Origin of the sequence: Pedobacter agri PB92, assembly GCF_000258495.1 — a bacterium.
Taxonomy (GTDB): domain Bacteria; phylum Bacteroidota; class Bacteroidia; order Sphingobacteriales; family Sphingobacteriaceae; genus Pedobacter; species Pedobacter agri.
Genome location: NZ_AJLG01000249.1, coordinates 1 through 5,386, shown reverse-complemented (window position 1 = coordinate 5,386; position 5,386 = coordinate 1). Strand labels below are relative to the sequence as shown.

General features: G+C 38.0%; 8 protein-coding genes. 1 reads left to right on the top strand and 7 read right to left on the bottom strand.

Annotated elements, in window-relative coordinates; genetic code table 11:
• A partial coding sequence (locus ON09_RS26355) for a hypothetical protein (protein ID WP_238533783.1) occupies positions 1–188 on the top strand: 188 nt, incomplete at its 5' end.
• Positions 189–191: 3 nt separating this feature from the next.
• On the opposite strand, the gene ON09_RS24555 is transcribed toward ON09_RS26355, so the two are convergent.
• From ON09_RS24555 to ON09_RS22190, 7 genes are all read right to left on the bottom strand, one after another.
• The gene (locus tag ON09_RS24555; RefSeq protein WP_010603270.1) at positions 192–506 is read right to left on the bottom strand and encodes a DUF7768 domain-containing protein; all 315 of its coding nucleotides are present in this window, start codon (positions 504–506) and stop codon (positions 192–194) included.
• On the bottom strand, positions 503–850 hold the full coding sequence (locus ON09_RS26935) for a DNA methyltransferase (RefSeq protein ID WP_394358232.1): 348 nt from the start codon (positions 848–850) through the stop codon (positions 503–505). The genes ON09_RS24555 and ON09_RS26935 overlap by 4 nt, the downstream gene beginning before the upstream one ends.
• Positions 851–1,259: 409 nt before the next feature.
• The gene (locus ON09_RS22210; protein ID WP_010603269.1) at positions 1,260–2,102 is read right to left on the bottom strand and encodes a DNA-methyltransferase; all 843 of its coding nucleotides are present in this window, start codon (positions 2,100–2,102) and stop codon (positions 1,260–1,262) included.
• Between the two features lies 1 nt (position 2,103).
• Complete coding sequence (locus ON09_RS22205) at positions 2,104–3,975, bottom strand: DNA cytosine methyltransferase (protein ID WP_010603268.1); 1,872 nt, start codon at positions 3,973–3,975, stop codon at positions 2,104–2,106.
• Between the two features lie 147 nt (positions 3,976–4,122).
• Positions 4,123–4,503, bottom strand: coding sequence for a hypothetical protein (locus ON09_RS22200; protein ID WP_010603267.1), 381 nt, complete (start codon positions 4,501–4,503; stop codon positions 4,123–4,125).
• A gap of 100 nt (positions 4,504–4,603) precedes the next feature.
• The gene (locus ON09_RS22195) at positions 4,604–4,894 is read right to left on the bottom strand and encodes a KTSC domain-containing protein (RefSeq protein WP_010603266.1); all 291 of its coding nucleotides are present in this window, start codon (positions 4,892–4,894) and stop codon (positions 4,604–4,606) included.
• Between the two features lie 2 nt (positions 4,895–4,896).
• The coding region (locus ON09_RS22190) for a hypothetical protein (RefSeq protein WP_010603265.1) at positions 4,897–5,386 on the bottom strand (490 nt) is incomplete at its 5' end.

Below are 5,386 nucleotides of genomic sequence, written 5' to 3'. Positions count from 1 at the left end.
ACGTACACACTCGGAATGCCGCCTCTCCCATTGGTAGTTTTTTCATTTTCTTAAAACTTTATTCTCATGAGCCGTGTTTCAAGCGCATGAATTCTTTAAAAGACTTTGCCTCACAGGCATTTGTAATCTTAATTTTAGTAGGTACGATCGCAATGATCATAAGTATGGCAGTGAGTAATATGCGTTAAAGCTTACCACTTTTGAATTACGGGGATATTCATTTCTTTTGCCCATTCGATTTCCGTTTGCATACCATATGAAATACGTCCGCCATACAACCAAACTTCATCTACAAAATCAAACAGTCGCTTATTATTTTCAAAGCCTCTTGCACGTTGTTCCGGATCATTATCATCTAGTGCTAAGACGTCAACAACGTAGGGTGCAAACGGCAGGATATCGGTATTAGTTAAGTTTAAATACTTGACGATGGTTAATACGCTATTGCAGTTGTTCATAACATCTCCGCCAATCGGATGAGCTATGTATACTATTTTCTTTTTCATACAAATAATGTTTGTTGTTGTTTAAAAGATTGAATTCTTTCAATACTTTGTCTGTAATACCCATGTTCATGATCGTTTTCGAATCCAATAAAGTTTCGATTTTCCATTATACAGGCTATTGCAGTTGTACCGGAGCCCATGCAGTTGTCGAGAATTATATCTCCCTCGTTCGAATAGGTTTTTATCAGATATCTAATTAAATCAACAGGTTTCTGAGTTGGATGCAAACTACTATTTTGAGTGTCTGTACTAAACTCTTGAATTGATCTTGGAAATCGCTCTGTACTCGAGTAATGGTAATCTTCGTTCATTTCACCATATACCTCCGTTTGATGTTTTTTGATCGGAACGTTTGCTTTAAATTGTGTCCTTTTGTTTTTTGAGGTCGGTATATTGGCTGATTTTTATAAAAAACACTTATAATTTCGTGGTTTCTCATAGGTTGCTTTTTAGCGTTCAGAAATCCCGTCCCTTTTATCTTATCCCATATCCAATCATATTTAAATAGTTTCAGGTTACTCAAACGGAGCATTGAGCTGAATGGTTCCGCTCCGAATAATAGTATTGCTCCATTATCCTTTATTACACGTTCATATTGATTCCACATCACATCGAAAGGTATAATGACATCCCACTTGCACTGAGTGGTGCCGTATGGAAGATCGCATATAATCAAATCAATGCTTTTATCTTGTATCATACACATACCTTCGGGCCCAACACAATTAGTATTATATATTTTGTTTAGTTCAATCATATCACGTATTCCGTAAATAAGTTATTCCCTACATTATCCATTTCCGTTTTAGCAAATCCGTATTTATCGATATCAATCTTGCGCTGAATGATTTTTTCAATCCAACCTTTGGCTAATGGGTAAAAGTTTTTATCTATTTCAAATCCGTATGCTTTTCGATTAAGTTCAATTGCTGCAACCAGTGTGCTCCCACTTCCGGCACATGGATCAATTACCACTTCGCCCTCATCGGTAAATAGGCTGATTAACCTTTTCAATAAGCCAACTGGCTTTTGAGTAGGGTGTAATTTCGGGTAATTGTTTAAATCTTCATCTTCTACCCATTCAATACAGTTCATCACCATTTTACCTTTATTATTGAATTTCGGGAGTTTTTCACGGTATAGTAAAACCCCATATTCGCAATTACCCACGATCTTCATATTCGCTTTAAGTACTTGCGCCGAAAATTTCTTTCTAAAAATTAATGGTATGTAATTGTTAAGCCCATGCTTTTTACCCAACTCTGCAACATCATACATTTGATTAAATGCGCAAAAAACAATCATAGCTGGTGCTTTCCCTTTCTCCTTCGGCTCTGGTTTAAGCATTTTAGAGCAGAAGTGCATAAATTCTGCAGGCTTAAAATTTTTATCAGTCATAAAGAAATCTGTACCAGCTAACGCGCTTTCTCCGTTGGCATTATCACCATCATTGTACCATGCAGGATTGGATGCATAGGCTTTATTACCTAAATTGTATGGGATATCCGCAATTATTAGTTGTGCTTTCGGCAAATGATATTGCTTATAATTTTGATGATGATCCCGGTATAAGTTTGAGTTGTTTACTTGTTCCATATTATGCTACTTTTTTAATTTCGTTTATCCTATCAGCCATTGCCAGACACCAAGCAGTTACTACCTGCGGAACAACTGAATTACCAATAAATTTCTTTTGATCGGTTTGGTTGCCTGCTAATACATAATTCTTTGGAAAACCTTGAATTGGTAGTAGTTCGCTAACTTTTAGCATTCGCATTTTGATATCAGATAATCCATAAAGCGCCATAAATTCTTTAATTCGGATCATTACTTTGCTATCTCCTTCATAAATTGGTACTGCTACTCCTGAATGCTGCTTAAATTGAACTAAGTATAGAGGTGCTTTATCCTGTCTGGCTACAATAACTACACACGGAACATCGGTACCGGTAGTATGACCGCCATGTGAAGGGTTTAATATGAACGATTTTACCAAGTTTGCTTTTGGAACTGTTGGTATAGCTCCAAGAGGTTCATATATTGATGTATTAGTAGCTGTTTTATACTCTCTTTGGATAAATAAAGTCTGAACCTTAGCAATTGTATCTCGAGTACCTAATGTTCTACCAGGTTCATTAATACTGGCTAACTGTCCGCCACTACTATAATATTGAGTAAGAAAACATGGATTAACAACATATGGGTGATGTCTGCTTGCAAGTAGTGTTTTGGCTGGCTCATTGACCGAACCAGGCCCATTTTTAAAATTGGTATTCATGATAAATGGCAATACCAATTCTTGATTTCCTCCCGTTGCCGTTAAAGTTCTTGCCGGATTATCTACAGACACAATTTTACTTCCTGGATTGCCAGAATTTCTTTGAGAAATAAATGGTTTACAATTAATCACAGATTGTCCATCTGATGTCCTAATCGTTCCTGCTGGTCCATTTACACTTATAACCTTTCCTGCCGGTTTGCCTGAGTAATATTTTGCTATGAAATGAGTACTAGCCAAAGCAAATCTGTTTTCAGTTGGAATTGTATTGCAAGGATTATCAATATCCAATGCTCTGTTTTCAACCGATCCACTATTATACTGAAGCAAAAACGCTTCCTTACCGCCAGCAACAAACTTAATTAAACCTGCCTCAATTCTTTCGAGCGAGGCATCAACCAAAGGCTTTTTGCGATTGAAAATACTTATTCCTTCATCTTCAAGATCCAAAACATCCTTAACAGCCTTCCATTTTTTGACATTACCGAACATTCCATTATCAACTGGCTTTTTAGCATGTGTGGATTCAGGCCATGCAATTGGTAAACCGTCTTTAGCAAAGCAACCAAACAAGCGGTTGCGAGAAGTGTAAGCGCCAAAATCAGCGGAGTTCATTTCCTTCCATTCATTCCGATATCCAAACGAATCAATGTGTTTGCACCATTTCAGATAGTCGCTTCCAGATTTACGTGATACTGGCTTTCCTTTTTCATCCAATGGCCCCCAACTCATAAACTCCACAACATTTTCAATTTGGATGTAATCAGGATCTAAAGCAATAACATATCTATCCAAATGTTCTGCCAGCGTTCTGCTATCTGCATCACGAGCTTGACCACCTTTCGCTTTTGAAAAGTTTGTGCATTCAAGTGATGCCCACAAAATAACCTTAGCATTTGGGTAAATGGCTTTATATTGATTGAGTAATGAAACAAGCGGACTTAATTCTACCGTCCGAATATCTTCTTCAAAGTGCAGTACTTCTGGATGATTAAGCCAGTGGCTTTCAATCGCTTTCGCATCATGGTTGATACACGCAATCACCAAAGCTTTACCATTGGCTTGAAGAAAACCAGTTGAAGTTCCACCAGCACCACAAAACAAATCAATCACAAGAAATTGCACTTCATCCGGATTGGCAACTATTTGCGGTAAGTATTTAATATTCGGGTTGTATAGGTGTGGTTTCATTTCGTTTAGTTTAATCCCTCCGGTCGCGTAGACTAATAAACCGCTTTAGCCGGAGGGAATTGGTTTAATAAATTTGTTAATTAGCCATTGGCTGGCAGTGACAAACCCCGCTTGTTTCCAAGCAGGGCGAAATCAATGGCAATTGATTTAAAATGGCAGATCATCATCCTCTTTGACCACACCAGGAGCTGCTGATCCGGCAGTGTCGTTAGATGATCCTTCCCAATCTTTGATGTTCCCCAGGATTGGAGAAAGTTCCTTTGCGGCTTCTTTACCAGCATCATCAAGCTCTTTCCAGATTTTTGTATCTGTCGTTTTGCTGATGAATCCGTTTTGGCCGTACTTATCTTGCTCAGGCTTGAAGTTCACATTTACCGACATGTAAACGGCTCCATCTTTCTCCACTAATAAGTTGGCATCAATTGGAATAAATAAACCTTTGATCATTCCTGATTGACCTTTTTTCTCCATGATAACATGCTTTAACTTGGTCAAAGCGATACTACCAGATAATTTCTTTTCTGACATTTGAATTTGATTTGAATTGTAGTTTTGCCACTATTGGCGTGCCTCTCGGCGGGGTTATAAAGATAATAATAAGATATTCATTTTATGCAATTTTGCATAACTATTTAGCTAAAAATTCCCTTTCCTTCCAGTTTTTCTGATGGAAATTTTTAACCAGGTTCTTTGAAATGAAACTACCTATCGATGGTGCTGTATGCATTTCTTTTCTTACTTCTGGAGTAACACCGGAATAGATGTAAGTACCACCATTTTTGAATTGAACAAACATGCTACCGGTGTTTGGGTTGCTTCCAAAGAAACTTACGCTACTTGACTGAGCAATGTTAACATTGAATTGCTCCAACCTATCGTGCACATTGAACGATTGATTTAATAAGGTTACTTTTTTCATAATTACGCCGCTTTTTTAGTGTTTCGTGTTACTGCTTTATATTTAGGCTCATAGTGTAGGTATGCGCTTTCTATGATTGTTCCACTGCGTTTTGCTTCTGCCTCAGCAAACAGCTTCATTGTGTTCATTGTGGTTTTTTCAGTGATATCCTTATCACAATGAGTAGTATAAAACTTGAATATCTCTGACCAACCTGCCTGCTCTAAAACTTCAATACCATACGATTCGATTGCTGATGCTTTTGGAATACTCAATCCCCTGTGAGCCTGCTCAATTTGTACATCAATAACAGCCGCACCAACCTGTGTTTTTATTTGCTCGGCCTGACGTTGCTCTGATTGCTGTTGCTGAAGTTGGGCCGCTGCTTCCTGTTCCTTGCGTAATTCTTCAGCTGCCGCACTTGCTTTACCTTCCTCCAATTCTGCACGTCTTTCGGGAATAAGTGAAAGTAAGTGATCAGCATAATTTTTGATCTCGGCTTGGTAGTGCGGT

Excerpts from the sequence above, each read along its gene's own strand:
- ON09_RS24555 (WP_010603270.1), bottom strand. The coding sequence starts at position 506 with ATGAAAAAGAAAATAGTATACATAGCTCATCCGATTGGCGGAGATGTT.
- ON09_RS22210 (WP_010603269.1), bottom strand. The coding sequence starts at position 2,102 with ATGGAACAAGTAAACAACTCAAACTTATACCGGGATCATCATCAAAAT.
- ON09_RS22205 (WP_010603268.1), bottom strand. The coding sequence starts at position 3,975 with ATGAAACCACACCTATACAACCCGAATATTAAATACTTACCGCAAATA.
- ON09_RS22200 (WP_010603267.1), bottom strand. The coding sequence starts at position 4,503 with ATGTCAGAAAAGAAATTATCTGGTAGTATCGCTTTGACCAAGTTAAAG.
- ON09_RS22195 (WP_010603266.1), bottom strand. The coding sequence starts at position 4,894 with ATGAAAAAAGTAACCTTATTAAATCAATCGTTCAATGTGCACGATAGG.